Here is a 25,006-nt window from a genome sequence, read left to right on the forward strand (position 1 = left end):
GCGGGCGCATGGCCGCCCGCCACCCGAAATCGGCATTGGACTGCTTCGAAAGGCGGATTTAGCTTCGCGTTGCGTTGCTCTAGACCCGCCTCCCCCACATCCGAGGATTCGCCCATGCATTTTGCCAGCTCCGGCGACCCGGTGCTCGACCGCCGTTACGGCCGAGCCAAAGCCGCGCTGGAAGATGGCGATCCACAAGCCGCGGTAGACATCCTCGACCAAACCGTGGCGCAAGCCTACCACTTCACAGCCGCCTGGCACCTCTACGGGCTGGCGCAGGAAGCGCTCGGCCACAGGGAGGATGCGGCAACCGCCTGGCGGCAATGCCTCGACCTCGACCCCAACGACCATTTCGGCGCGCGGCTCGACCTTGCCCGCATCGGCGCCTTGCCGGCCGAGCAGGCAACCTCGGAGAACTTCTCCGGCGCGCTGTTCGACGCCTATGCCGACCGCTTCGACAGCCATCTCACAAAAACCCTGCATTACAACGCGCCCGACCTGCTGAAGGAGGCTCTCGTCCGCTGCTGCAGCAACGCCGGCCGGCCCTTCCGGTTCGACATCGTCTACGATCTCGGCTGCGGCACCGGATTGATGGGCGAGGCGATCCACGAGCAGAGCGGCTTCATCGCCGGCTGCGATCTCTCGCCGCGCATGATCGAGCGGGCCCGGGCCAAGATGGCGCCGGACGGCACGCCGCTCTACGACAAGCTTGCGGTTGCCGGCCTGACGAGCTTCCTCGCCAGCCGGCCGGACGCTTCCGCCGATCTCGTCGTCGCGGCCGATGTCTTCGTCTATCTCGGCGATCTCGCCCCCTGCTTCGCCCAGAGCGCGCGCGTGCTGGAGCCGGATGGGCTGCTGGCCTTCACGGTGCAGAGCCATGACGCCGAAGGCGTGGTGGTCGGAGAAGACAGGCGGTTCGCACATGCGGAGGGCTGGCTGAGGGAGCGGCTGGTCGAAGCCGGGCTCACCCCCGTACTCGTCGAGCCCGCCAGTACGCGGCAGGATCGGGGCGCCCCCGTGCCGGGGCTGCTGGTCGTGGCGGAGAAGCGGTGAAAACCATCCGCCTCGGCAACGAAAAATAAGACCCGGCCGCAAGGGGGGGTCGCGACCGGGCCAGCCCCAGATGCGGCGTTGAGGCGGGGCCACACCTCGCAGTGTATACGCTGCGACTGCGCCTTTGGATGCATGGTGACAGCCACACGCTGACACTTTGAGGCGACCAATTGAAGCGATGGCTTTATTCCCCTTTCGTTCTCCCCCGTCTCCCCCTATCTTCGGCCGGCATGGCCGCCCCCTCCCCGCTCCCTCCTGCCTTCGAGGCCTGGTTCGCTGGTCGCGGCTGGAGCGTGCGGCCGCATCAGCTCGCGCTGCTGGAGGAGGCCCGCGCCGGACGCTCGACGCTGCTGGTCGCACCGACCGGCGCCGGCAAGACACTCGCCGGCTTCCTGCCCTCGCTGGTCGAGCTGGCCGAGCGCAAGGGCCGGCATGACGGGTTACACACCCTTTATATCTCGCCGCTGAAGGCGCTCGCCGTCGATATCGCCCGCAATCTCGAAGCGCCCGTACGCGAGATGGGACTGCCCATCACGATCGAGACGCGTACCGGCGATACCTCCGCCGCCAAGCGCACGCGCCAGATCCAGCGCCCGCCCGATATCCTGCTGACGACGCCGGAGCAGCTCGCGCTGCTGGTCTCGCATCGCGATGCAGCGCCGTTCTTCTCATCCTTGCGCCGCATCGTGCTCGACGAACTGCATGCGCTGGTGACCTCCAAGCGCGGCGACCTGCTGGCGCTCGGTCTCGCGCGACTGAAGGCGCTGGCGCCGCAGGTCTCGGCCGTTGGGCTCTCCGCCACGGTGCGTGAGCCGGCCGACCTGCAACGCTATCTCGGCGGCGCCGGGACACCGGCGGGACTCGTCACCGTCGCAGGCGGGGCCAAGCCGCGCATCGGCATTCTCGACACCGAGCGCCGCCTGCCGATCGCCGGCCACACAACGCGGCATGCGATGGCCGAAGTCTATGAGGCCATCCGCACGCACAAACTGACGCTGGTCTTCGTCAACACGCGCATGCAGGCGGAATTCGCGTTCCAGGCCTTGTGGGACCTCAATGACGACAACCTGCCGATCGCGCTGCATCACGGCTCGCTCGATGCCCAGCAGCGCCGCAAGGTCGAGGCGGCGATGGCCGATGGCCGGCTCAAGGCCGTGGTCTGCACCGCGACACTCGATCTCGGCATCGACTGGGGCGATGTCGATCTCGTCGTCAATCTCGGCGCGCCCAAGGGGGCGAGCCGGCTGATCCAGCGCATCGGCCGCTCCAACCACCGCATGGACGAGCCCTCGGAGGCGCTGCTGGTGCCCTCCAACCGGTTCGAGCTGCTGGAGTGCCGCGCCGCGCTCGAAGCCGTCCACGAGGCCGCGCAGGACACGCCGCCGCCACGCATCGGCGCGCTCGATGTCCTCGCCCAGCATGTCCTCGGCGTCGCCTGCTCCGACGGGTTTCAGGCCGATGCGCTCTATGAGGAGATTCGGACCGCCTCGCCTTACGCCGATCTCACCCGCGCGGATTTCGACGCCGTCGTCAATTTCGTCGCGACCGGCGGCTATGCGCTGAAGAGCTATGAGCGCTTCGCCAAGCTTCGGCAGGACAAGGCCGGGCTGTGGCGGGCGAGCAACGCGCGCGTCATCCAGCAATACCGCATGAATGTCGGCACCATCGTCGAGGCGACGATGCTGAAGGTGCGGCTCGGCCGGGCGCGGGCCGGAAAGCCCGGCAGTTCTTCAACGCCAAAGGTTGCCGGCATGATTACGCGCGGCGGGCGCGTGCTCGGCGAGATCGAGGAGTATTTCGCCGAGACGATGGTGTCGGGCGACACCTTCATCTTCGCCGGCGAGGTGCTGCGCTTCGAGGGCATCGTCGAGAACGAGGCGGTCTGCTCGCGCGCCGCCGCCGGCACCGATCCGAAGATCCCGTCCTATGACGGCGGCAAGTTCCCGCTCTCCACCTTCCTCGCCGCCCGCGTCCGCGCCATCCTGGCCTCGCCCAGCCTCTGGCATACGCTTCCGGAGGAAGTCTCCGCCTGGCTGCACGCGCAGAAGCGGATATCGCGTCTGCCGCAGCCCGGTGAGCTCCTGGTCGAGACCTTTCCACGCGGCGGGCGCTTCTATCTCGCCGCCTACCCCTTCGAGGGCCGCCTCGCGCATCAGACGCTGGGCATGCTGCTGACGCGACGCCTGGAGCGCGCCCGGATGCGCCCGCTCGGCTTCGTCTGCAACGATTACGGCATGGCTTGCTGGACGCTCGGCGACATGACGGCCGCGATCGCCCGCGGCGCACTCAATCTCGACGACTTGTTCGCGCAGGACATGCTCGGCGACGATCTCGAGGACTGGATGGCGGAATCGGCGCTGATGAAGCGCACCTTCCGCTCCTGCGCCATCATCGGCGGGCTGATCGAGCGCCGCTTCCCCGGCCAGGAGAAGAGCGGCCGACAGGTGACGATCTCGACCGACCTCGTCTACGATGTGCTGCGCCGGCACGAGCCCGACCATATCCTGCTCAAGGCGGCGCGGGCCGATGCGGCGACGGGCCTGCTCGACATTCGCCGACTTGGTGAGATGCTGACACGGATCAGCGGCCGAATCGTGCATCAGCCGCTCGACCATGTCTCGCCGCTCGGCGTCTCCGTGATGCTCGAGATCGGGCGCGAGGCAGTCTTCGGCGAAGCGGCGGACGAGATCCTGGCAGAAGCAGAGGCGATGTTGACGGAAGAGGCGATGGCGTGACGGTTGCAGCCGCAGTGCCGGCCAAAGGGCCTGGGGAGACGGGCGAGGCCTTCATGCTGGGCCGGCTCGCGCTCGTGCCCGATCTCTCCGCCGCGCTCTGGCTGCCGGAGGAACGCACGCTCGTCGTCGCGGACCTGCATCTGGAGAAAGGCTCGGCCTATGCGGCGCGCGGCGTGATGTTGCCGCCCTATGATTCGACCGCGACGCTTGCGGCGCTTGCCGCCGCGATCCGGCGCCACCAGCCGGCCCGCGTAATCGCGCTGGGCGATTCCTTTCATGACCGCGATGCGGAAAACCGTCTCGCGCCGGAGATGCGGGCCGGACTCACTGCGATGCAGCAGGGCCGCGACTGGGTCTGGATCACCGGCAATCATGACCCGGCGATCAGCCGCGCCATGGGTGGCGAGAGCATGGCGGAGATCGTGATTGCCAACGTGACCTTGCGCCACGAGCCTGCCGCTTGCGAGGGCGGCTACGAAATCGCCGGGCATCTGCATCCGGCCGCCAAGGTCAGGATGCGCGGGCGAGCGATCCGGCGGCGCTGTTTCGCCTTGTCGGCGCAGCGCTGTGTGATGCCGGCGATGGGTGCTTATGCCGGCGGCCTCAACCTGCGCGACGCCGCTTTCCGGCCGTTGTTCCGCGAAGGATTGAGCGCCCATCTGCTTGGCGACGGCCGGCTCTTCCGGATCGATCCACGGTTATTGTTGCCGGATTGATCGAGCGGGTTGCGTCCGTCACAAGGTTGTGGCATCAGGGCGCCGCTTCGGAACGACGCCAGCGCCCGCAACCGCCTCAGAGCAACCGCGAACGCATCGGCTGCCGGACCTGCTGCGGTAGCTCAGTGGTAGAGCACTCCATTGGTAATGGAGAGGTCGAGAGTTCAATCCTCTCTCGCAGCACCAGCCATCTCCCGGACAACCCGCGAATTTCCAGCGACGACGAAATTGGTGCGCAATTGGCGCGGCTTGTCGTTTATCCCACCCGCAGAAAGCCCCATTGGAGGGGCGTCGAGCGGCTGAGCGTGCGGCCATCAGGGCCTTTGTCTCTGAAGGCCGATGCTGGATTTTCCAAATAGCTTGGCGGTTAAGTTAAAGAGACGAGTTCGCTCTGTGCTGAGACGAGTTGCCTGGCACCGGCCAATGACTGGTCGGCCGGCGTCCACGATCGACGATGGCGAGCCCCTTGCAGCCACGATCACCGCTGGTCGTGTCGGGGAGGAAATCGAAGCTCCAGCGCACCCTGCCCGATCAGCTCATACTGACCAGCAGCAGCATCAGCTCCGCTTGCCGCGACGTGCCGGTCTTCTGGAAGATCGCCTTCAAGCGCGTCCGGGCGGTTCCCTGGGTAATGCCCAGCTTCTCTGCCGCCTCGGCGATCGTTTCGCCCAGCAGCAGGCGCTTGCAGAAGGCGATCTCCGACTGCGTCAGGCCGAAGCCTCCGCCGAGCGCCTCGAGGCTGCCGGCGTTCGATGCCCTTGAGCCGAGATCGACGGCCAGCACCAGGACCATGCGCCGGAGCGGAAGCAAGGCAAGACGCGATCGCCCGGGCGGCTGCGCGATCGGCAACGTGGCAAGCGATACCTGCCATGCACCGGCCGCGGTGCGGAAACCGATCCGCGAGATCGGCGTCGGCTCTCCTCGGGACAGCTTCCCCAGAGCCATCGCGAAGCGGGCATCCGCAGCCGCATCCGCAAGATGGCAGCGGCCATGTCGAACAGTCACGCCATGCCCCGAAGCGAAGAGACGTTCCGCAAGCCGGTTTGCCTCGCGCAGGCAACGGTCGCCATCGACGATGAAGGCCGCGCAGCGGCTGCGTTCCACAAGGGCCGCTTCGGCGACCGCCGTTTCCAGATCCGCGCGCAGGAGGCGGGCCAGATTGAGCGAACGATCGAGATTGCCGCGGATACCGGCCAGGACCTTCACCGCCGCCCTGTCGTAGACGCCGGATTTCGAGAGAGGGTAATGCACAAGGAGGTTCACGACCTCGCCGCTCTCGCCGACGAGCTTCATGGCGGCGGCCGCCACCGCGCGGTTCTGGGGAAGCAGCCAATCGTTGTAAAACTCGGTCTTGATGAAGTTCTGCGCCGGGGAGACCTCCTCCGAGGCCGCAATCGTGGTTCCCTTGATGCGCCCCCAATACGCATTCCAAGGATTGACGTATGCGAAATGCTCCGCGTAGGCGGCCATGAAGGCCGGTTCCATATTCTGGAGCGACAGGAAGTTAAGACGGTTTTCGGGGAAGCTCACATTGGCGAGCCCACCCCAGGAACCGGGGAAGGCCTCGCTCAGGATCGCCGGCACCTCGCCCCATGATCCCTCGCCGAATGTCGCGGCATCGATAGCCGCCGCCAGCTTCCGGCTGATGACCGACACGCGGTCCTCGTCATAGGCGTCCAGCGATACCCATCCCATTCCCGATGCGTCCCAAGCCCTCGGCAGTGGTGACCTTGCCATGGTTGATCAGCCCGGCCCGCCTCCAGATTAGTCATTTAAGCGCATGAGAGAAGAGAGATTGCGGAATCTTGCGGTGACGACAGGGTACGGGTGCAACAACGAGACTTACACCGTTTCCCGAACGCCGCATTCCGCCGGGCGCGCCCGGCCGCTAGGGTGACCGCCCGTTGACGGAGCCTACCATGCCCAAGCGCATCATCACCTCGGACCGCATCCACAAGGGCCGCCTGCCCTTTGCCCAGGCGACGGTCGCCGGCGGCTTCATGTTCGTCTGCTGCGTCGGGACCGACAAGGACGGCAAGCTCGCCGTCGGCGATCCCCGCGCCCAGACCCAGCAATGCATCGACAATATCAAGGCGCTGCTCGAAGAGGCCGGCGGCAGCCTCGACGATGTCGTGAAGTGCACGGTCTACGTCACCGACCGCGCCTATTGGGAGCCGATGAACGAGGTCTATTTCGCCAATTTCGCCGAGGCGACGCCGCATCGCGTCTCCTGCATCGTCAACGGACTCGGTTCTCCGAACTGCATCGTCGAGATCGACGCGACCGCCTATCTCGGCGACAAGGCCTGATCGGCCTCCGGCGCCAGCCGCATCGCGCGGGCATAGCCGCGCGGTGCGAAACGCAGCGCCATCAAACCGGCCAGCACCGCGCAGGTCAGATGCATCAGCCAGCCGGCGGTGAAGCTGCCGCCGGCATCGCGCAGCAGCGCGACGATCCCCGGCGGAATGGCGGAGATCAGGAAGCCGCCGCCCTGCATCAGCGCCGACAAGGCGCCGGCATTGGCGGGATTGTCGATATGGTCGAGCGCCACGATCAGGAACAACGCGAAGCCGGCGCCAAGCCCGACACCGATCGCCACCGCCCAGCCGGTCGGCGCCGCGAGCGGCCACCACGCCAAGCCGGCAAAGCCGGCGATCTGACAAGCCAGCGCGAGCCAGATCCAGAAGCGGCGGTCGGGATTGCGCGCCGCCAATGCGGGAATACCGAGCGCCGCCACGGCCTGGCTTGCGGCCATTACAGCCAGCAAACCGCCACTCTGCGCCCCCGACCAGCCCATCGCCTGATAGGCAGGCGCAAGCCAGGCGACCACCGAGGCATAGCCGCCATTCACCAGTCCGAAACAGACCATCAGGAGCCAGCTGCGCGGACGGCGCAACAGAGCAAACGTCGACAGCCCGCCGCGCTGCCCCGCACGTCCTGAAGGCAGAGCCACAGCCGAGACCAGCGCCGCCAGGGCGGCCGGCAACGCGATCCAGCCGAGGCCGAGATGCCAGCTCCCGAAACGTTCGGCGATCACCGGCGAGAGCTGCGCGCCCAGGGCGCCGCCGCCCATCAGCATCGCCGAGTAGAGCCCCATCACCACCGCGACCCGACCGGGAAACTCGGCCTTGACGATGCCGGGAAAGACCGACTGCACCACCGCAACACCAAGCCCGCACAAGGCGGCCGTCGCGATCAGCCCCTCGCCACTCGTCGTGACCAGCCGCAGAGCCGCGGCTGCGCAAAGGACGCAGAGCGCGCCGACCACGGCCATCCTTGCGCCGAGCACACGCTGGAGCCACGGCCCGGCGAACGCGCACACGCCCATCAGCAGCATCGGCACCAGCGTGAACAGCGAGAGGCTGCCAAAACCCAAGCCCGTCGCGGCCTGGATTTCCGCCGCGAGCGGGCCAATGCCGGTCAGGAACGGGCGCAGGTTCAGGCCGACCAGCACCACAGCCGCAAGCAGCAACACGCGCGAAGCGCCGGGTCGTTCAGGTGTCATAGGCTCAAGCCGACTTAGGCTGGCGTCGCTTCCACTCGGCATAGAGATCGGGCCCGGATTCGAGGCGAACCGGCACATAAGCGATCTTCATCGACTGCTCGGCGAACGGTTTCGCCAGATCGGCATAGATCGCCGCCGTCGACAGGCCGAAGGGGGCGCCGTCATCGTTGGAATAGGCGTAATAGACCTCGCTGACGCCGGAGAGCCGCATCGCCGCCATGCACATCGGGCAGGGATGGCCGCTGGCATAGACCGCGCAGCCGGCGAGGTTCGGTGAAGCGAGCTTGCGGCTCGCCGCGCGCAAGGCCGTCATCTCGGCATGGGCGGTCGGGTCGTTGGTCGTGACGATCTCGTTGACGCCGGTCGCAACGACCTCGCTGTCCTTGACGACCACGGCGCCGAAAGGCCGGCCACCGTGCTCCATGTTGGTTTGAGCGAGCTCGATGGCCTCACAAAGGAAACGCTGTGCCTGGCTCATGATCGTCACCCCGTTCAACGGCCGCCGGCAGCCTGCAGAATCTGCTGCATCTTCGTCTGGCCGCGGCTGCGGGCATGCTGGAGCGGGGTCACGCCGTCGCGATCGGCGAGGTTCACATCGGCGCCCGCCGCGAGCAGGTCCTTGACGATCTGCTGATGCTTCTCGCCGCCATCGCTGAGGATGATCGCCTCCAGCAGGCCGGTCCAGCCGAGATTGTTGACGTGATCGACCTTGACGCCAGCCGCGATCAGCGTGCGGACCGTCTCGACATGGCCGCGCTCGCAGGCCGGGATCAGCGCCGTGCCGCCATAGCGATTGGTACTCTTCAGGTCGGCGCCGTGTTCGAGCGTCAGCTTGAGGATGGCGAGGTGACCGCGCGCCCCGGCATAGAGATAGGGGCTGTCGTTCATCCCGTCCTTGGCGTTGACGTCGGCGCCGGCCTCGATCAGGGCGCGGGCGGCATTGACGCGGTTCTCGTGGGTCGCGACCAGGAGGGCGGTCTGAGCCCGGCTGTCGCGGCCGTCGACGGCGACGCCCTCGACGAGGAGCCGCTTGATCGTGGCGACATCATCCTTGGCGGCGGCGGCATGCAATCTGGTGTCGGTCATGGCTTGTCCGAAGGCTGTCTGCGGGCCGAAGGCCAGTAGGAGAAGAACGAAGGCAAGGATCGGCGAAAATCGAGTCAATTCCGTCTCCTTGGGACGCGCGGGCGGCATCGGCCGGCGCGGCGGCACCCCGTCGATCAGGCAAGGCAAGCTTGCCTTGGTCCCTGAATAAAGGTCTCGGTGTCCATCTGAAAATTAAATATCTGGATATCGTCCAGTGGCCCTGCGAATATGATCAGCATCCCTGCTCCAGACCAACGGCACCGGCCGCCGATGCTCGATCCCCGCCTGCTCCGCTCCTTCGTCGCCATCGCCGATACCGGCAGCTTCACCCAGGCGGCCGAGCGTCTCAACATGACGCAATCGACCATCAGCCAGCAGCTCGCGCGGCTGGAGGAAGCGGTCGGGCGCGGCTTGATCGATCGCGTCGCCCGCCCGGTCCGCGCCACAGCCTCGGGCGAGCGCCTGCTCGGCTATGCCCGGCGCATCCTGACGCTGCAGCAGGAGGCGGAGACAATGCTCGGCGATTCCGCCGGTACAGCCTCTATCCGCATCGGCGTGCCCGACGATATCGTGACCGGCAACATGGCCCAGGTCTTCGCCGGCTTCACGCGGCAGCATCGCGAAGTCCGCCTCGACGTGGTCGCGGGCTTGAGCCGCGAGTTGACGCGACGCTACCGGGCCGGCGAATTCGACATCGTCATCGTCAAGGAGCCCTCCGCAAGCGCCGACCACCGCGCCAGCTATCCCGAGGCGATGGCCTGGTTCGAGAGCGCCGAGGCGCCGGAGAGCTGGCCCGAGCCGCTGCCGCTTGTCACCTTCCCACCCGGCGGGCTTTATCGCGACGCCATGTTCGAGCGGATCGAGCGCGAGCGGCATCGCTGGTACATCGCCCTGTCGAGCAGCAATCTCTATAACGTCATCGTGGCGGTCGAGGCCGGGCTCGGGCTCTCGCTCCTGCCCGTCGGCACCACGATCGGCCGCCAGGTCAGGCCCTATACGGCCTTCGGCGCAGAGCCGGCGATGGTCGTCTCGATCTATTCCTGGGAGAAAGGCGGGCTCATCGCCGAACTCGTCGCCGCGATGAGCGCGGTGCTGGCCCAGCGCTACAGCATCCCCGCGCCGAACTGAGCCGCGTCAGGCGCGACGGGCCGGGATCAGGATCGCGCCGGAAGCGGCGATCACGAGGCAGAGGCCCAGCCAATCGGTCGGCGTCGGCCGCTCGCCGAGCAGCAGCACCGAGCCGAGCACGCCGATCGCAGGCACCATCAGCGTGCCGAGACTGGCTATTCCCGCCGGCAGGCGCGCCACGACCGTGAACCAGAGGAAATAGGCGAGCGCCTGCGCGCCGATGATGTGGAAGCTCAGCGCCGTCAGCACGCGCGGCGACAGGAGCTTCGGCACTGGCAGCCCCTCGAAGACCAGCATGCCGATGCCTGCGACGAGGCCGCCGATCAGCAATTGCCAGGCGGCTATGGTCAGCGCCGGGGCCGAGACCGGCCAGCGCTTGGTCACGATCGTACCGAATGCCCAGCTCACCGCCGCAAGCAGCGCCAGCGTCAGGCCGAAGGAAAGCTGCCCGGCGAGGATCAACGGCAGGCCGAGGCAGACGAGACCGGAGATGCCGAGCGCGAGCCCGGCGAGGCGCCGGCCGTCGAAAACCTCGCCCAACACGAAGCGGGCGAGCAGCGTCGCCCAGATCGGCATGGTGAAGGTCAGGATCGCCGCGCGCGAGGTCGGCGCAGCGAGCTGCGCGAAGGCGAGCAGCACGTTGAAGGCGGCGATCGAGAGGAAGCCGGCGACGATCAGCCGCAGCCATTGCGCGCGCGGCACCGCAAGCGGGACGCCGCGTGCCAACGCGATCCCGACAAGCACCAGTCCGGCGAAGCTCATGCCGGCAGCGCGCAGGGTCCAGGGCGCGATCTCGGTCAGCGAGATCCGCACCGCCGGCCAGTTGAAGCCCCAGAGCAGCCCGAGCAGGGGAACGAGCAGCAGCGCCCTGCCCGGCTTGCCCTCGCTCACCCCTCGATGCTTTCGAGCCCGCACCATTCAGCGACGAAGAGCGCCATGGCCCCGGTGATGCGCTTCACCGAAGCCAGGCTGACGCGCTCGTCGAAGGCGTGGATGTTCTCGCCCATCGGGCCGTAGCAGAGCGCCGGGATCTTGTCGTAGAGCGCGTGGACGCGGGTATCGAGATAGGCGGCCGTCATGAAGCTCTTCAGCGGCTTGCCGAGCGCGGCTTCATGGGCGCGGGCGAGCACGGCCTCGGCCTCGCTGCCGGGTTCCAGCACATAGCCCTCGGCCCAGAAGCCGTTGAAGGTCACCTTCGGCGGATTGTTCGCCAGGAAGGAATCGCTACGCGCGGCCTCGCGGATGCAATCCTCGATACGCTGCGCCGTCTCCTTGGCGGTGATGCCGGGATAGAGCCCGACGCGGCAGTCGACCCGGCACCAGCAGGGCACCGAGGAGGCCCAGTCGCCGCCCTCGATCTTGCCGATGTTCAGGTTGATCGGGTGCGGATCGTCCTCGAAATGCTCGCGGCCGGCCTTCTCGAGATTGAACTGCTCCTCAAGCTTGCGCAAAGCCGCCACGACGCGATAGGCGGCATCGATCGCGTTGGCGCCGGTGCCCATCTCGCGGACATGGGCGGGGATGCCGCGCACCTCGAACTGGAACCAGAGCACGCCGGCATTGGCGCGGGCCAGCATCTCGTATTCCGGCTCCGGGATCAGCGCGGCCTCGGCGCGATAGCCGCGCAGATGCGTCATCAGCGCGCCGTTGCCGGTCGATTCCTCCTCGACGACGGATTCGACATAGACCGTCGCCGCCGGCTGCATGCCGATGCGACGCAGCGCATCGAGGCAGAAGAGATTGGCGGCGGCACCGGCCTTCATGTCGGCGCTGCCGCGGCCATACATCCAGTCGCCCTCGATGACAGGGTCGAACGGCGCGCGCTTCCATTGATCGGCGGGGCCGGCCGGAACGACGTCGACATGGGCCTGCAGGATCAGCGAGCGGCCCTTCTCCTCGCGGGGGCGATGGATGCCGACGACGATCGGGGCTTCGGAATGCGTGTCGGAGAAGGGCGCGCCGCCGGGATGGGCCGCGATCAGCTCCCTGTCCATGGCGAAGCGGTCCATGGTGAAGCCGCGCTGCTTCATAGCCCGGAAGATAAAATCCTGGACCGTATGCTCCTGCCCACGGGTCGAGGCGAAGCGGACCAGCTCCTGTGTATAGGCGACCTGCTCGTCGAAGCCCGCCTCGACGGCGGCGAGGATCTTGTCACGCAAGGCGGGATCGAGAGGCATGGGGCGGGTCTCCTTTAGGCCAAATCCGTCATGCTCGGCCTTGTGCCGAGCATCCACGCCTTACGACATGGATGAAGGGAAAGACGTGGATGGTCGGGACAAGCCCGACCATGACGCGGAGCGCTGCCCTATTACTGCCCGAAGCGCCCGCCGCCCGGCACCGCCGCCAGCAGCTGCCGCGTATACGCGTGCTGCGGGTCGGCGAAGATCGCCGCCGTCGGCCCGGTCTCGACGATGCGGCCGCGCTGCATCACGGCGATGCGGTCGCAAATCTGCGCGGCGACGCGCAGGTCATGCGTGACGAAGAGGATGGCGAGGCCGAGCCGACTCTGGATGTCCTTGATCAGCTTCAGAATCTGCGCCTGCACGGAAACATCGAGCGCCGAGACCGCCTCGTCCGCGACGAGCACATCCGGTTCGAGCGCGAGCGCCCTCGCGATGCCGACGCGCTGGCGCTGGCCGCCCGAGAATTCATGCGGGTAGCGGTCGATGGCATTGGCGGAAAGGCCGACAAGCTCCAGCAGCTCCTTCGCCCGCGCCAGCGCTTCCTTGCGCGGGGTGCCATGGGCGACCGGGCCATCCGAGATGATGCGGCCGACGGTCTGGCGCGGGTTGAGCGAGGCGAAGGGATCCTGGAAGACCATCTGGATGCGCTTGCGCTGGCGGCGCAGTTCGGCCGGCTTCAGTTCGGAGAGGACGAGATCGCCGAGCGCGATCCGGCCGCGATCCGGCTCGATCAGGCGCAGGCAGCAGCGCCCTACCGTCGACTTACCCGAGCCAGATTCTCCGACGAGGCCGAGCGTCTCGCCACGGACGAGCGCGAAGGAGATGTCGTCGGCCGCCTTGACCTCGCGCGCGACGCCGAAGAGCGAGCGCTTGCGATAGGTCTTGCCGAGCCCCTCGACGCTGATCACCGGCGCGGTATCCGGCAACGGCGGCAGCACGGCCGGCGTCAGCGAGGGCACGGCGGCGAGCAGCTTCTGGGTATAGGGATGGCTGGGCGAGCCGAGCACCTGATCGGCCGTGCCCTCCTCGACCAGCACGCCCTTCTCCAGCACGGCGATGCGGTCGGCGATCTCGGCGACCACGCCCATGTCATGGGTGATGAAGAGCACGGCCGTGCCGTGGCGATGGCGCAGGTTGTCGATGAGCTTGAGGATCTGCGCCTGGGTGGTCACGTCGAGCGCGGTCGTCGGCTCGTCGGCGATCAGGAGCTTCGGCTCCAAGGCGAGCGCCATCGCGATCATCACGCGCTGGCGCTGGCCGCCGGACAGCTCATGCGGATAGGCCTTGGCGAGGCGTGGCGGATCGGGCAGGCCGACCTCGGTCAGGAGATCGATGGCGCGGGCCCGGCGCGTCGCCCTGTCGTGCAGGCCATGGGCCTCGAAGGTCTCGACGATCTGGTCGGAGATGCGCATGACCGGGTTGAGCGAGGTCATCGGCTCCTGGAAGATCATGCCGACCTCGCGGCCGCGGACGTCCTGCATCGCCTGTTCGTCGAGCGCGAGAAGGTCGCGGCCCGCGAGTTTGACCTGGCCGGCAACCGGCTTCACCGCCTTGGGCAGCAGGCCCATCACGGCATGGGCGATCATCGACTTGCCGGAACCGGATTCGCCAACGACGCAGAGCGTCTCGCCCGTCTGGATGGCGAGCGAGACGTTCTCGACGGCGTTCGGCCGGTCGGCCATCGCCGGCAGGGCCAGCGTCAGGCCTTCGATGGAGAGCGCGGGCGCGGTCATTCGCGCCCCCGTGCGAGACGCGGGTTCAAGGCATCGTTCAGCCCCTCTCCGGCGAGGTTGAGCGCGAGCACTGTCAGGAAGATCGCGAAACCGGGGAAGAAGCTGATCCACCAGGCGTCGAGCAGGCGCGTGCGGCCGGCTCCGACCATATAGCCCCAGCTCATCAGGTTGGGATCGCCGAGACCCAGGAAGGAGAGCGAGGATTCCAGCAGGATCGCCGAGCCGATCATCAGCGAGCCCATGACGATGATCGGAGCGATGGTGTTGGGCAGGACCTGGCTGAAGATGATCCGCGGCGTCGACTGGCCGATGGTGACGGCCGCCTGGACATATTCGCGACTTCGCAACGAGAGCACCTCCCCTCGCACCAATCGCGCAACCGGTGGCCAACTGACCACGCCGATCGCGAGGACGATCGAGCCGAGCTGCGGCTGCAGGATCGCAACCAGCACGATCGCGAGCGCGAAGGAGGGAATGGTCTGGAAGAACTCGGTGAAGCGCATCAGCGCGTCATCGACGAAGCCACCGGCATAGCCGGCGACCGCGCCGAGCGGCACGCCGATCACCAGCGCGACCAGCGTCGAGACCACGCCGATCATCAGCGAGACGCGGGCGCCATGGACGAGGCCCGAGGCAAGATTGCGGCCGAGCGTGTCGGTGCCAAGCGGGAAGCGTTCGTTGACGAAGGGCGCCAGGAAAGGCCGGGCCACCGGACGCCAGGGCGATTGCGGATAGAGCGTCGGCGCCAGGATCGCGAAGGCGATGACGGCGAGCAGGATGAGGATGCCGATGACGGCGCCGCGATTGCGGGCGAAGCGCTTGAGGAAGTTCATGCGTTTGCCTCGATGCGCGGATCGACGATCCGGTAGACCAGATCGGTCGCGATGTTGAAGCAGACGACCATCGCCGAGGAGACGAAGAAGACGCCAAGCAGGACGGAATAATCGCGCTGGACCAGCGCATCGAACATCAGCCGACCGATGCCCGGCCAGGCGAAGACGGTCTCCGTGAGGACAGCGCCGCCGACGAGCTGGCCTGCCTGCAAGCCAGCCAGCGTCACCACCGGCAGGATGGCATTGCGCGCGACATGGCGACGCCAGACGCGAGGCTGCGACACGCCCTTGGCGCGCGCCGTCTTGACGAAATCGGCACCCGCCACCTCCAGCATCGAAGCGCGCATCATCCGGGCATAGAGCGCGGTGAAGAACAGGCCGAGCGTGAGCGAAGGCAGGATGAGATGCTGGCCGATATCGAGCGCGCGGGCGAGGCCGGTATAGTTCGCTCCGATGGTCTCGTAGCCGACATTGGGCACGAACCCGAGCTTCAGCGCGAAGACGATCTGGCTCATCAGCGCGATCCAGAACAGCGGCGTGGCGTAGAAGGCCAGCGCCAGCGTGGTGATCAGGCTGTCGGACCATTTTCCGGCCCGGCGGGCGGCGAGCGCACCCATCGCCGTGCCGACGACGAGCGAGACGACGAAGGCAGCGCCCGTCAGCAGCAGTGTCGCCGGCAGGCGCTCCATGATCAGGTTCAGCACCGGCTGTTGCTGGCGGTAGCTGAAGCCGAGATCGAAGGTGAGATAGCCCTTCAAATAGATCCAGAGCTGGGTCAGGAAGGGCTGATCGAGACCGAAGCGCGCGCGCAGTTGTTCGAGCAACTGCGCATCGGCGGCACCCGCCTCGCCGGCAAGCACCTGGGCGGGATCGCCGGGCGCGGCACGGATCAGCAGGAAGTTCAGCACGGCGATGGCGAAGAGGACGATGACGCCCTTCACGAGCCGACCGGCGAGGAATTGCGCGAGGTTCATTCAGGACTTTCGTGAAGCCTGTCATCCCGCACGCACTGCGGCGCGAAGTGCCGCAGCGCAGACGCGGGACCGTCGTCGGATGGGGCGACCCAGGAGCCAACCCCGATACGATCCCGGATCGCCGCTTCGCGGTGTCCGGGATGACGCGTCCCTTCGGGCCTTTACTCCTTCCAGGCGTCGCGGAAGCCGTCGTTCACACCGACGCCGGTGGTGACGAGGTTCTTGACGTTGCAGCGGTAGATGGTCGGGAAGTCCATCTCCAGCAGCCAGAGCACCGGCAGTTCGTCAGCCAGGACCTTCTGCACCTTGGTGTAGAGCTCCTGGCGCTCCTTGTCGGTCGGCGCGATCGCCGCATCGGCGAAGAGCTTGTCGACCTCGGGGTTGGAGTAGCCGCCGACATTGGCGAAGGGATTGCCCTTGGCGATGTTGGAGGAGATGTAGGAGCGCGCCACGCCCATGGCGGGGTCGCCGAGCTGGTAGAGGAAGTTGAAGTTCAGGTCGAAATCCCAGTTCGACGCCTTCTGCGTCCAGCCGGGCACGTCGGTGTTCTCGATCTGCACTTTGACGCCGACATCCTCGAGGTTCTGCTTGATCGCCTCGGACCAGCGGCTCCAGGTCTCGCCATAGGGCAGGTTCAGGAGCCTGATCGTCTCGCCCTTGTAGCCGGAAGCCTTGATCAGCTCCTTCGCCTTTGCGGGGTCATAGCTGTATTTCGGCACGTCGCCCGAATAGAACTTGGTCTTGGACGAAATCGGCCCGGTCGGCAGCTTGCCGAGGCCGCCCCAGACCACGTCCTTCCCGAATTCGCGGTCGATCGCGTACATCAGCCCCTGGCGGAACTGCTTGTTGCCGAGGATACCGTTGCGCACGTTGGGCGTGAGCCAGGCATGGGGGGCGAACATCTCCCAGCCCTTGGTCGTCATGCAGGTATTGGGCAGCTTCGACAGGCGCGCGACGTCGTAGACATCGACCGAGCCGCCGGTCAGCACGTCGACCTTGCCCGTCTCGTAGGCAACGGCGCGGGCGGCTGCATCGGGAATGATCTGCCAGTAGATCTCGTCGAGGTTCGGCTTGCCCTTCAGCCAGTAGTCCTCGTTCTTGACGAGGTGGATATAGGAGCCCTTCTTCCACTCCTTGAGCTTGAAGGGGCCGGTGCCGATCGGCGTGTTGTTGGCGGGGTTCGCGCGGTAATCCGTGCCGTCATAGATGTGCTTCGGGATCATCGGCGCGGAGGCGACCTCCTGCGTCATGACCATCGGGCCGAAGGGCTGCTTCAGCGTGATCTTCACGGTGAGGTCGTCGACCTTCTCGATCTTCTCGACCTGGGCGTTGACGATCGGGCGCCAGCGCGGATGGACGTCGCGCAGGAACTTGTCGAGGGTGAAGACGACATCATCGGCCGTGAACGGCTTGCCGTCATGCCATTTCACGCCTTCCTGGAGCTTGAAGGTGTAGGTCTTCGCGTCCGGCGAGATCTCCCAGCTCTTGGCGAGCGAGGGCTGCGGCTCGAGTTTCTCGTTATAGCGCAGCAGCGACTCGTAGATATTGCCGGCGACCATGTTGGTCGGGCCGTTCTGGTTGAGGCCCTGCATCAGCATCGGCGGCTCGGGCTGGACGACGACATGGACCGTCCCGCCCTTCTTCGGCTCCTGGGCCTGCGCGGCGCCCAACACCAGAACCGACGCAGCCAGCGCCAGACTCAACCGCAATCCCGTCATCCCACGCACCATCTGCTCGTTCCCCCGTCTCGTATCGAGATCGTATCGTTTGAATCGGGCCTGTTCGGACCGTCGGATGCCATCGCACCCGATCACGCGTCTCTTGGCAAGCGCCGCGCCAACTGCCCGGCCGCGTCAGTGCATCATGCTCGCCAGCGCGTCCCGCATCGAGGCGCTGGAAATGCCGAACAGGCCGCCGTAATGCGTCTCGAGATCGGTGATCACGAACATCACGGTCGAGATCGAGACGATGCCGATCGCGAGCACGATCGCGGCGAGGCGCTTGCGCGGGATCTGCAGGCCGAAGCTCAGGAAGACCAGCATCAGCCAGAAGGTCAGGATGCTCGTGAACAGCGGCGAGATAGGGCCGCGAACGTCCTCGATGACGGCCCAGCGCCGCTGCTGCACCCGTTGATAGCTCGCCCGGCACTCAGTCGCGACATTGACATGGAGGGCATCGGTCGGAGTCAGGCCGTTGATCCCCCGGCCGATGCGCGAGATCAGGGCACCGAGCGAGGGATCGGCGCCTTCGCGGGCCATGCCTGTGGTATCGGGGTAGGAGACGCCTTCGGGCTTCGGCTCCAGCGGCCAGGTGCTGGCGATCACGCCTGCGGTATAACTGCGCAGGTCGAGCCGGATCGGGTCAGCCTCGGGCCCGTAGCCGCGCAGGCATTCATCGAGCTGAGCCAGCCCGGCCGCATCGGCATTGCGGTCGCGATAGGCCTGATCGAATGCGCCTTTGACGCTGGAGAGCTGCAAGCTGAGCACCAGGGCGGCGAATGTGACGAGCAGGCTCGTCACCAGCCGGATGGCTTCAAGGGTCCGCTCGGAGAGATGCTCCTCGGACAGCCAGCCGCGCAGCTTGACGCCGAAGATCGCACTGCCGCTCAACAGCGCACAGAAGATGAAGGCTGCCAGCGTCTCGGCCATGGTCGCGATCGTTCCGGGCGGATGCGGTGCTTGCGCAGATCGGCCCAGATGGGCGTGCGATCGCAGGCCCTGTCAACATGTGCGGCGGCGATGTGCAGCCACCGACACTCACATTTCAGCGGAGTTCCTCGACATAGGTCGCGACGAAGCGGACGAGCTCGCTCTGCCGGGCCGTCCCGGTCTTGGCGAAGAGGCGCTGGAGATGGGTGCGGGCCGTGGTCGGCGCGATACCCAGCCGCTTGGCGGCGATGATCGTGTCGAGCCCTTCGACCATGAGAGCCAGCATGCGCTCCTCGGTCGGCGTCAGGCCGCAGGCTTCGCTGACCCGGGCGACATTGCGATCGATAGCGCTCTCGGGATCATCGACCGTCAGGACGAACAATTCGATGCTCGTCAGATGGACGGCATCGACCGCGATCTGCCGGCCGTTGCGCAGCACCAGAGGCAGCCGCGTCTCGCCGGCCGCACTGCCGGAGCGGCAGCGCTTCAGCCAGACCTGCAAGCGCGCCATGAAACCCTTGTCATAGGCGGTGAAGCGGTCGAGGCCGCCGAGCCCGTCGCGGGCAAGCTCCTCCGCGCCGCGATTGCCGAAGCGCTGGTTCAGTTCGGCATCGATGACGAAAACCGGCCTGGATGCCTTCCCGAAGGCATCGGCGGCCATGTCATGGCGCGGCGGAAACGGGGTGTAGCTCGTCCTGCCGACAATCGAGACATGAAGCGACATCGCAATATCCATCCCTGCAATCCCCGGATCGCCGCGCGACCTCGTCCGGGAAACCCTGGACTTGCCGGATGCGGCTCCGTTCCTCTTGGTCGCAGCAGATCGCGGGGAGGTTCAAAGCCCGCCGGCTTTGGGCTGTTATTGGATATCTAAATGGGAAGCCCGAAGCGGCCGTCTCTACCGCAGGATGTCAGACGGTCAGCGTCAGCTTGTAGGTATAGGTATCGCCGCGGAACAGGCCCTCGACATATTCGAGCATGTCGCCGTCGGCACCATAGCTGCGCCGCTTGATCAGCAGGCAAGGCACCGGGCGGTCGAAGCCGAAGATGGCCCATTCCTCCTCGGTCGGGGCCGCCGCCTCGATGGTCTGGTCGCAGCGCGTCAGCGGCAGGCCGAGTGCGGCGAGCCGGGCATAGACCGAGCCCGAGAGGTCACCCTCGGCCAGCTCGGGCGCGCGCTCCAGATTGTACCAGGCGACCTCGCGCGACATCGGGATATCGTCGCCCGAACGGATGCGAACCAGCTTGAGGAAGCGCGCATGCGAGGAGAGGCCGAAGATCGAGGCGATCGAACGATCATTCACCACGGACCGCTCGACGATCCGCGACGAGGGCACCCGGCCGAGTTCCTGCATCTCCTGGGTGAAGCTCTTGAGCCGATCCATGCCTGAATGCAGGCGCGGCCCCGCGCCCTGCACGATCGAGCCGAGGCGCCCCTGCGCACTCAACAACTTCCGCTCGCGCAAGGCGTTGTAGGACCGCTGCACGGTGGCGCGGCTGATGCTCAGGCGCTCGGCAAGCTGGCGCTCCGCCGGCAGGGTCGTGCCCGCCGGCAAGGTGCCGTCGCCGATCAGTTGAGACAGTTGGTCCTCGAGCTGCTGATAGAGCGGCTTGGCGGTGTCGGTGCGCAGTTCCAGCAGGTTCTGGAAGGGCGGCTTGGCGATAGGCTTAGGCACTGTCGTGGCTTGCATGAGCGTGTCACAACCCGCGTAGCAGTTCGTGAACGGCAAAATCAAATCCTCGGAGACTGCCGTGACCGGCAAGCCCATCTTCGTGCTCGGAAGCTTCGTCGTCGCCTGCTCGGCGAAGGTTGCCCGCTTCCCGCGACCGGGAGAATCGCTGGCCGCCGAGACCGTGACGATCGAGCCCGGCGGCAAGGGACTGAACCAGGCGATCATGGCGCGCCGCCTCGGCGCCGACGTGGAGGGGCTGCTCGCTGTCGGCGACGATCTTGCCGCCGCCTTCGCCCTGCCGGCGCTCGAACGAGCCGGCCTGCCGGCTTCCATGCTGGTCCGGCTCACGGGCCACACCGGCAGCGGCATCGGCTTCACCGACGCTGCGGGCGAGACCTGCGTCGCCGTCGCCCCCGGCGCCAATCTCGCCCTGTCGGCTGAACATGTCCTGCAACGGGCGCGAGCCATCGCCGGTGCCGCGCTGGTGACGGCCCAGTTCGAGATCGGCGATCAGCCTATCGAGGCGGCTTTCGCCCTGGCCCGGCAGGCCGGTGTCCCGACCCTGCTCAACCCCTCGCCCTTCCGGAATATCCCAGAGGCTATGCTGGCGCTGACCTCGATCCTGATCGTCAACGAGACCGAGGCCGGCAGCTTGGCGCTCTCGCTGGGCCTGGGGCCAGACGGAGCGACGGAGCCGCAGCGCTTTGCAGCGGAGTTGGCGTCGAGGCTGATGACATGCGGGCCGGAGCTCATCGTCATGACGCGGGGCGCAGCCGGAGCGATCGCCGTTACAGCGCAGGGTCAGGTCACCGAACAGAACGGCTTCGCCGTCGAGACCGTGGATTCGCTCGGCGCCGGCGATGCCTTTGCTGCGACGCTCGGCGTCCGGCTGGCGACGGGACGTTCCTTGCCTGAATCTCTGCGCGATGCCGCGATCGCCGGAGCCCTGACCACGACCCGGAACGGCGTCTTCGACGCACTCCCGAGCCTTGCCGCCATCAAAGCGATGATCGGCGCATGAGGTCAGCCGGAATCGATAAAAATCTTTGGATTGTTTTTGGACTTTTCCAGAGCAGCCCATGCTGCTAGCCTCGGAGTGGCGCATCACGCATGCGCCTTCCGTGGCCAGCCGGGATTTCTCATGCCGCGCCTCGACGTCGATACCGTCATGTCCGTGATCGACCAGTTGCTGGCCGGCGCGATGGACGAAGAGCAGATGCAGGCCGCGGCCGAGGCGATGCGGCAATTGTTCAACGGTTCGAAAGCCTGCTTCGCCAGCTTCGGGCCGAGCCCGGAAGACTGGGCGTCCCATGCGACCAATCCCGATGCCGCGCTGCAGGAGCGCTGCTTCGGTGACCTCGCCTCCGATTTCATCGAGATGGGCGGCGCCCTGCGCGATATCCCGCTCGGCGCGATCTATCGCGACAACGAGGTGTTCGGCGAGGAAGCCTTGCGCAGCACGCGCGTCTGGCAGGAATGGATGCGGCCGCAGGACATGTATGGCGGCATGGCCTGCCGCCTCGCCAAGAACGGCGAGGCCTTCTGGTTCTTCGACGTCCAGCGCGGCCGGCAGCAGGAGAGCTTCGACGCCGAGGAGGTCGCCCTGCTCGAAAAGCTCTATCCGGTGCTCAGGCGCGTCGTCGAATTGCGGCGCCATATCGGCCGGGTGACCGTCCAGCGGGATGAGGCCCGCGGAGCGCTCGACCGCGTCGCGATGGGCATCGCGATCCTCGATCAGGACATGAGGATCGCCTATGCCAATGAAGGTGCCGACGAGATCCTGTCCGATCCCGACAGCGCGGTGGGCCTGCGGCAGGGTCGGCTCTTCGCGCGCCAGCCGGCCGACCAGCGCCAGCTCAGGCTGCTGGTCGAAGGCGCCCTGCGCAGCGCGCAAGACCCGCTCGCCCCGGCGCGGGCCAGCATGATCCTGCATGGCGAGGACGGCTCTCATTCGCTTTCAGCTTGCGCCATGCCAGCGCCCTCTTCCCCGCAGGCTCATGCGGCCGGCAAGGTGCTGATCGCGCTGCGGCGGCTGGAAACGGCGACCAATCTCGTTGCATGCGCGCGCCAGCTCTTCGATCTCACCGATGCGGAGGCGAAATTCGCCTCCGCGCTCGCGAGTGGATCATCCCTGGCGGAAGCGGCCGAAGCCCAGGGCGTCCGGATCTCGACCGCACGCACGCATCTGGCGCGCATCTTCCAGAAGACGAACACGCGCCAGCAAAGTCAGCTCGTTTCACTGCTGCGCAGCGCGGCGCTCCCCTTGCGCCCACGCTGAGACATCGACATCGGGGCTGGATCGGGACGCATTCGCGAGCCTCGCCCGGCTCGCCGCCCGATATCCCCTCCGTCAGGCTACGAAGGAGAGACTAAGGGAACTCTCGCGCGCCTTTCGTCATCCAAATGACGGAGACGCCCCCAGCCTTTAAAGGCCTATTCGCCCGGCTGCGGGCCGTCATAGCCGCCGATGATGACCAGATCGGACTGGCCGGCGCTGCTGAGATGCTTCACCGCCTCCTGATATTCAGGCGAGGCATAGCAGGCGCGGGCCGTCTCCTCGTCCTTGAACTCGATGACGACGTTGTGCTTGCGGCCCTCGCCGCGGGCGAGCTTGTATTCGCCGCCACGCACCAGGAACTTCGCCCCATATTTGGCGAAGGCCACGGCGTTGAGCGAACGATACTTGGCGTAGGCCTCGGCGTTCTCGACGTCGACCCGCGCGATCCAGTAGCCCTTGGCCACGGTCAGAGCCCTTCGACAGCGACGAGATCGATCTCGCCGGCACCTTCGCGCAGCTTGCGAGCCTCGGCATATTCCGGGGAGAAGAGATAGGCTCGCGCCGTCTCGAAATCCTTGAACTCGAGCACGACGTTGCGGGCGCGGCCTTCGCCCTCGCCGACCGTCATCTGGCCGCCGCGCACGACCGGCGTACCGCCATACTGCTTGATGACCTCGGAGGCCTTGGCGGCATAGCTCGCCCATTTAGTCGCGTCGGAGACCTTGGCGCGGCCGATGACATATCCCTTGGGCATGGTGCTATCCGTTGGCTGAAACGAGTCTGAGACAGGCGGAGCTTACGAAGCCGCGACGATCTCGTCCATGACCGCACCCGCCGCCGCACGCGGATCTGCCGCGCGGATAATGGGACGCCCGACAACGAGATGGTCGGCGCCGATGCGGATCGCCTCGGCCGGAGTCAGCGTGCGCTTCTGGTCGCCCGCCGCGCTCCCGGAGGGGCGAATGCCGGGCGTGACGATGATCATGTCCTTGCCGATGACCTCGCGCACGATCTCCGCTTCGGCGGCCGAGCAGACGATGCCGTCGATCCCGGCGGTGCGGGCCTGCTCGGCGCGCAGGCGCACGAGATCGCGCACCGCCAGCCCGTAGCCGGCATCACGCAGATCGCCATCGTCATAGGAGGTGAGCGCGGTGACCGCGAGCAGCTTGAGGGCGGCATCGCCGCGCCCCTCGACCGCGCCGCGCATGGTCTGCGGATAGGCATGGACCGTAAGGAAGGTGACGCCGAGCTTGGTCAGCGAATCCACGCCCTCGGTCACGGTATTGCCGATGTCGTGCAGCTTGAGGTCGAGGAAGACCTTCTTGCCCTCGGCGACGAGCTGGCGCGCGAGATCGAGCCCGCCGGCAAAGGCGAGACGATAACCGATCTTGTAGAAGGTGACGCCGTCTCCGAGCGTCGAGACGAGGCGATAGGCATCCCACACGGTCGGCACATCGAGAGCGACGATCAGGCGGTCGCGGACATCGTTGATCTTCTGCATCGGTCAATTCCCTGAGTTTCGAGGGAAGGCGCACGATTCGAAGCGGGATGCAAGGGCGGGAGCCCCGGCGCCGATACGTAGAACATCCTCCTACGCATCGATGCATTGCCAACAAATCTATTCCCGCTTTCGGGCCGATCCTCTAGGCGTCGCGCTCCGCTTCCTCGGAGACGCCATCGATGTCCCTGGCTGCCCTGATCGGGTTCCTGCTGCTGACCGGCATGGCCGCCTATGTGCAGACGCTGACCGGCTTCGCCTTCGGGCTGATCGCGATGGGCGGCGTCGGCCTGACCGGCCTGCTCTCACTGCCGGATGCGGCGATGCTCATCAGCGCGCTCACGCTGGTCAATGCGACGCAGATGCTGCTCAAGGGCTGGCGCGATGTCGACTGGCGCAAGTTCGGATTGGTGCTGATCGCGAGCTGGCCCTTCGTCTTCATCGGCTTCCATCTGCTGGAATGGCTCGCCGCCAGCCGCGCCGACCTCCTGCGACTGGCGTTGGGTTTCGTGATCATCGTCTCCAGCCTGCAACTGGCGCGGAAGCCGGAACCGCTCAAGCAGCCGTCAGGCGCGCCGAGCTACCTGTTCTTCGGCAGCATCGCGGGATTGATGAGCGGAATGTTCTCCACTGGTGGCCCGCCGCTGGTCTACCATTTCTACCGCCAGCCCATGCCGCTCGTGGTCGTCAGGGAAACACTGGTGACGATCTTCGCGCTGAACGCCCTGTTCCGCACGGGACTCGTCATCGCCACCGACCAGATCCCCGCTCCATCGACGCTATCCGGGCTTTTCGCCATTCCGGCGGTGATGCTGGGCACGCATCTGGCGCGACGCTACCCGCCGCCGCTCACGCAGGCCACCATGCGGCAGATCGTGTTCCTGCTGCTGTTCCTGTCGGGCGTTTCGCTCGGGGCGCCCGCCGTTGCTCACATGCTCAAAGGCGTATTCTGAAGCCCTTTCG

24 protein-coding genes and 1 tRNA gene are annotated in these 25,006 nt (G+C 66.7%); 9 read left to right on the forward strand and 16 right to left on the reverse strand.

Translation table 11 applies throughout. From position 1 onward, the window contains the following. Positions 1-114 precede the first annotated feature (114 nt). The 4 genes from AC6RIC_RS21865 to AC6RIC_RS21880 all read left to right on the forward strand — a co-directional run bounded on the left by AC6RIC_RS21865 (position 115) and on the right by AC6RIC_RS21880 (position 4,690). Positions 115-1,053: a class I SAM-dependent methyltransferase gene (locus tag AC6RIC_RS21865; protein WP_499733896.1), complete on the forward strand. Its 939-nt coding sequence runs from the start codon at positions 115-117 to the stop codon at positions 1,051-1,053. A 230-nt stretch (positions 1,054-1,283) separates the two neighbouring features. Next, positions 1,284-3,788: a ligase-associated DNA damage response DEXH box helicase gene (locus AC6RIC_RS21870; protein WP_499733897.1), complete on the forward strand. Its 2,505-nt coding sequence runs from the start codon at positions 1,284-1,286 to the stop codon at positions 3,786-3,788. A gap of 53 nt (positions 3,789-3,841) precedes the next feature. Continuing rightward, positions 3,842-4,504, forward strand: a complete 663-nt coding sequence (pdeM, locus tag AC6RIC_RS21875) for a ligase-associated DNA damage response endonuclease PdeM (RefSeq protein WP_499736643.1) — start codon at positions 3,842-3,844, stop codon at positions 4,502-4,504. A gap of 111 nt (positions 4,505-4,615) precedes the next feature. Continuing rightward, positions 4,616-4,690, forward strand: a tRNA-Thr gene (locus AC6RIC_RS21880). A 345-nt stretch (positions 4,691-5,035) separates the two neighbouring features. Here the strand turns inward: AC6RIC_RS21880 and AC6RIC_RS21885 are convergent. Further along, positions 5,036-6,160 carry a helix-turn-helix transcriptional regulator gene (locus AC6RIC_RS21885; RefSeq protein WP_499733898.1) on the reverse strand — a complete coding sequence of 375 codons (1,125 nt, stop codon included), beginning with the start codon at positions 6,158-6,160 and terminating at the stop codon, positions 5,036-5,038. A 263-nt stretch (positions 6,161-6,423) separates the two neighbouring features. Here AC6RIC_RS21885 and AC6RIC_RS21890 point away from each other — a divergent pair, with 263 nt between their 5' ends. Next, positions 6,424-6,813: a RidA family protein gene (locus tag AC6RIC_RS21890; RefSeq protein WP_499733899.1), complete on the forward strand. Its 390-nt coding sequence runs from the start codon at positions 6,424-6,426 to the stop codon at positions 6,811-6,813. On the opposite strand, the gene AC6RIC_RS21895 is transcribed toward AC6RIC_RS21890, so the two are convergent. Genes AC6RIC_RS21895 through AC6RIC_RS21905 form a run of 3 tightly spaced genes read right to left on the reverse strand, consistent with a single transcriptional unit; the run spans position 6,792 to position 9,095 of the window. After that, positions 6,792-8,009 carry a cyanate transporter gene (locus tag AC6RIC_RS21895; RefSeq protein ID WP_499733900.1) on the reverse strand — a complete coding sequence of 406 codons (1,218 nt, stop codon included), beginning with the start codon at positions 8,007-8,009 and terminating at the stop codon, positions 6,792-6,794. The two genes, AC6RIC_RS21890 and AC6RIC_RS21895, sit on opposite strands and share 22 nt — an antisense overlap. Before the next feature lie 4 nt (positions 8,010-8,013). Next, complete coding sequence (locus tag AC6RIC_RS21900) at positions 8,014-8,487, reverse strand: nucleoside deaminase (RefSeq protein WP_499733901.1); 474 nt, start codon at positions 8,485-8,487, stop codon at positions 8,014-8,016. A 14-nt stretch (positions 8,488-8,501) separates the two neighbouring features. After that, positions 8,502-9,095 carry an ankyrin repeat domain-containing protein gene (locus AC6RIC_RS21905; RefSeq protein WP_499733902.1) on the reverse strand — a complete coding sequence of 198 codons (594 nt, stop codon included), beginning with the start codon at positions 9,093-9,095 and terminating at the stop codon, positions 8,502-8,504. A gap of 270 nt (positions 9,096-9,365) precedes the next feature. On the opposite strand from AC6RIC_RS21905, the gene AC6RIC_RS21910 reads away from it, so the two are divergent. Beyond that, complete coding sequence (locus AC6RIC_RS21910) at positions 9,366-10,223, forward strand: LysR family transcriptional regulator (protein WP_499733903.1); 858 nt, start codon at positions 9,366-9,368, stop codon at positions 10,221-10,223. 6 nt (positions 10,224-10,229) lie between these two features. Here AC6RIC_RS21910 and AC6RIC_RS21915 read toward each other — a convergent pair whose 3' ends face one another. From AC6RIC_RS21915 to AC6RIC_RS21955, 9 genes are all read right to left on the reverse strand, one after another. Next, on the reverse strand, positions 10,230-11,114 hold the full coding sequence (locus AC6RIC_RS21915; RefSeq protein ID WP_499733904.1) for a DMT family transporter: 885 nt from the start codon (positions 11,112-11,114) through the stop codon (positions 10,230-10,232). Then, positions 11,111-12,400 carry an ArgE/DapE family deacylase gene (locus tag AC6RIC_RS21920; protein WP_499733905.1) on the reverse strand — a complete coding sequence of 430 codons (1,290 nt, stop codon included), beginning with the start codon at positions 12,398-12,400 and terminating at the stop codon, positions 11,111-11,113. The genes AC6RIC_RS21915 and AC6RIC_RS21920 overlap by 4 nt, the downstream gene beginning before the upstream one ends. Positions 12,401-12,531: 131 nt before the next feature. Next, entirely contained in the window at positions 12,532-14,139 is a 1,608-nt protein-coding gene (locus AC6RIC_RS21925) for an ABC transporter ATP-binding protein (protein WP_499733906.1), read from the reverse strand. Further along, positions 14,136-14,972 (reverse strand): ABC transporter permease, encoded by an 837-nt coding sequence (locus AC6RIC_RS21930; RefSeq protein WP_454658130.1) that lies wholly within the window; start codon positions 14,970-14,972, stop codon positions 14,136-14,138. Before AC6RIC_RS21930 ends, AC6RIC_RS21925 begins: the two co-directional genes overlap by 4 nt. Beyond that, positions 14,969-15,946 carry an ABC transporter permease gene (locus AC6RIC_RS21935; RefSeq protein ID WP_499733907.1) on the reverse strand — a complete coding sequence of 326 codons (978 nt, stop codon included), beginning with the start codon at positions 15,944-15,946 and terminating at the stop codon, positions 14,969-14,971. The genes AC6RIC_RS21930 and AC6RIC_RS21935 overlap by 4 nt, the downstream gene beginning before the upstream one ends. A 161-nt stretch (positions 15,947-16,107) precedes the next feature. After that, positions 16,108-17,664, reverse strand: coding sequence for an ABC transporter substrate-binding protein (locus AC6RIC_RS21940; protein WP_499736644.1), 1,557 nt, complete (start codon positions 17,662-17,664; stop codon positions 16,108-16,110). A 135-nt stretch (positions 17,665-17,799) separates the two neighbouring features. Beyond that, positions 17,800-18,594, reverse strand: coding sequence for a bestrophin-like domain (locus AC6RIC_RS21945; RefSeq protein ID WP_454658132.1), 795 nt, complete (start codon positions 18,592-18,594; stop codon positions 17,800-17,802). 115 nt (positions 18,595-18,709) lie between these two features. Beyond that, positions 18,710-19,318: a helix-turn-helix transcriptional regulator gene (locus AC6RIC_RS21950; protein ID WP_454658133.1), complete on the reverse strand. Its 609-nt coding sequence runs from the start codon at positions 19,316-19,318 to the stop codon at positions 18,710-18,712. A gap of 187 nt (positions 19,319-19,505) precedes the next feature. Continuing rightward, positions 19,506-20,285, reverse strand: a complete 780-nt coding sequence (locus AC6RIC_RS21955; protein WP_499733908.1) for a GntR family transcriptional regulator — start codon at positions 20,283-20,285, stop codon at positions 19,506-19,508. Positions 20,286-20,346: 61 nt separating this feature from the next. On the opposite strand from AC6RIC_RS21955, the gene AC6RIC_RS21960 reads away from it, so the two are divergent. Together AC6RIC_RS21960 and AC6RIC_RS21965 are read left to right on the forward strand one after the other, a co-directional pair. Then, complete coding sequence (locus AC6RIC_RS21960) at positions 20,347-21,288, forward strand: ribokinase (protein ID WP_454658135.1); 942 nt, start codon at positions 20,347-20,349, stop codon at positions 21,286-21,288. Between the two features lie 120 nt (positions 21,289-21,408). Then, positions 21,409-22,545 carry a helix-turn-helix transcriptional regulator gene (locus tag AC6RIC_RS21965; protein ID WP_499733909.1) on the forward strand — a complete coding sequence of 379 codons (1,137 nt, stop codon included), beginning with the start codon at positions 21,409-21,411 and terminating at the stop codon, positions 22,543-22,545. Between the two features lie 155 nt (positions 22,546-22,700). Here the strand turns inward: AC6RIC_RS21965 and AC6RIC_RS21970 are convergent, their stop codons facing one another. Genes AC6RIC_RS21970 through pyrF form a run of 3 tightly spaced genes read right to left on the reverse strand, consistent with a single transcriptional unit; the run spans position 22,701 to position 24,046 of the window. Further along, entirely contained in the window at positions 22,701-23,009 is a 309-nt protein-coding gene (locus tag AC6RIC_RS21970) for a DUF1330 domain-containing protein (protein ID WP_061965366.1), read from the reverse strand. Between the two features lie 2 nt (positions 23,010-23,011). Continuing rightward, positions 23,012-23,299 carry a DUF1330 domain-containing protein gene (locus AC6RIC_RS21975; RefSeq protein ID WP_499733910.1) on the reverse strand — a complete coding sequence of 96 codons (288 nt, stop codon included), beginning with the start codon at positions 23,297-23,299 and terminating at the stop codon, positions 23,012-23,014. Positions 23,300-23,341: 42 nt separating this feature from the next. After that, entirely contained in the window at positions 23,342-24,046 is a 705-nt protein-coding gene (gene pyrF / locus AC6RIC_RS21980) for an orotidine-5'-phosphate decarboxylase (protein WP_454658138.1), read from the reverse strand. A gap of 179 nt (positions 24,047-24,225) precedes the next feature. Here pyrF and AC6RIC_RS21985 point away from each other — a divergent pair, with 179 nt between their 5' ends. Continuing rightward, positions 24,226-24,996, forward strand: a complete 771-nt coding sequence (locus AC6RIC_RS21985; RefSeq protein WP_499733911.1) for a TSUP family transporter — start codon at positions 24,226-24,228, stop codon at positions 24,994-24,996. Positions 24,997-25,006: the final 10 nt, after the last annotated feature.

It is taken from the genome of Allobosea sp. TBD101 (assembly GCF_059817965.1).